The sequence below is a fragment of the Denitrobacterium sp. genome, from assembly GCF_056180635.1.
In genome coordinates, this window is the sequence record NZ_JAZZJS010000046.1 from 1 (window position 1) to 1,532 (window position 1,532).

1 protein-coding gene is annotated in these 1,532 nt (G+C 56.6%); it reads left to right on the forward strand.

Annotation, left to right across the window (positions count from 1 at the left end):
• Positions 1–281 precede the first annotated feature (281 nt).
• Positions 282–1,067, forward strand: a complete 786-nt coding sequence (locus AC04P6_RS04415; protein ID WP_475565388.1) for an EFR1 family ferrodoxin — start codon at positions 282–284, stop codon at positions 1,065–1,067.
• Positions 1,068–1,532: the final 465 nt, after the last annotated feature.

Below are 1,532 nucleotides of genomic sequence, written 5' to 3' on the forward strand. Positions count from 1 at the left end.
AGGTCGAGCGCCTGCGCGGTATGGGCTACCGTCTGTACCAGCGTCCTGCATGGGAAGGCACGCGCGACAACGTGTACTACATCGAGAAGGACGTCTAAACGACATTGGACTGGGAAAGGGGGCTTCGTTCGCGCGGAGCCCCCTTATGTGTTAAAAGAGGCAGTTATCTTCCACGCGTTGCTGGCATATACAGGAGTCCGTACGAGCAACGGGGATTCCTATTTTTCATACGACGATTCAGGCGTTAGCATTGAGGGTGGCAAAGACTTCGGGGGTGGATCATGATCTTGTATTTCAGCGGAACGGGAAACACGTACGCGGTCGCGAAGACGATTGCCGATAGAACAGGCGACGCGCTCTTCGACATGGGCGCCGCATATCGTGCGGGCAACTTCGAGGTCAACGTCAAACAAGGCGAGAATCTGGGGTTCGCGTTTCCCACGCATCGCTGGTCGACGCCTCCTCTGGTTGACGAGTTCGCGCGGCGCGTGAAGTTCGTGACCGACGACGGTGAACCGTTCGTGCCAGGGTACTGCTTCACGGTCGAGACGTACGGTCATTTCCCCGGCACCGAGAGCCGCTTTTTCGAGAAGCTGCTCAACAAGTATCAAGGCTTGCAGGTAGATGCAGCGTTCGCCGTGCACAGCGTAGGCAACTGCCTGTACCTTTTCAACACGCCGTCTGACGATGTCGTGTACAGAAAGCTCGCCGTTGCTGACGATGCCGCCGAATGTGTAGCGCAGCTCGTCGTTGATCGCCATGTGGGCGATCGCGTATCGGCCAACCCTTTGGGCGCAGTCTTGTCCGTCGGCACAGGTCACGAGGGCAAAAAGCGTGGTGTGTGGGTATACAACGTGCTTGCGGACAAGTGCGTCGGCTGTGGCACGTGCGCTGCGGTGTGCCCGACCAACACGATTCGGCTGGTCGATGGCCTGCCCGTATGGGAAGGCGAGCATTGTACGGAATGCCTCGCATGCTTGCACTATTGCCCGCGAAATGCCTCGCAGCATGGCAAGGTTACCGAAGGTCGTAAGCGTTATCTGAACCCTGCGTTGCGAAACCGCTAGCTAAGCAAAGGCCCGCAATATCGATTCAAGCAGCCTCTTCCAACTGGAAAATAACCAAAAAGGGACTGTCCCTTTTTGGTTATTACCAAGCCTTTACAATTCGTGGTAGTCTTGGCAACATTCGAGTGGGCATTTCGCCTGCATCTGGAAGCATCAGGATGGGGTGTTCTACATGAAAGACCCGTCTGGCCCGGCGCGCAAGCACAACGATGTGCCGTACATGCGCGAGCAGATGGAGGCTTGGCTCGTCGGAGCGTTCGAGAATCGCTACATCATACGGGCGTACAATGGCGGAAGCATGGTTTCGGAAGAGAGAGGACACCCATGAGCAAGATCGTCGTTATCAAGGGCAGCGACCGCAAAGGCGGCAACAGCAACTCGATGGCTGATGCATTCATCGAGGCCGCAAAGGAGCTTGGCCACGAAATCGTGGAGTGCAACGCCACGAAGATGAACCTGAACGGA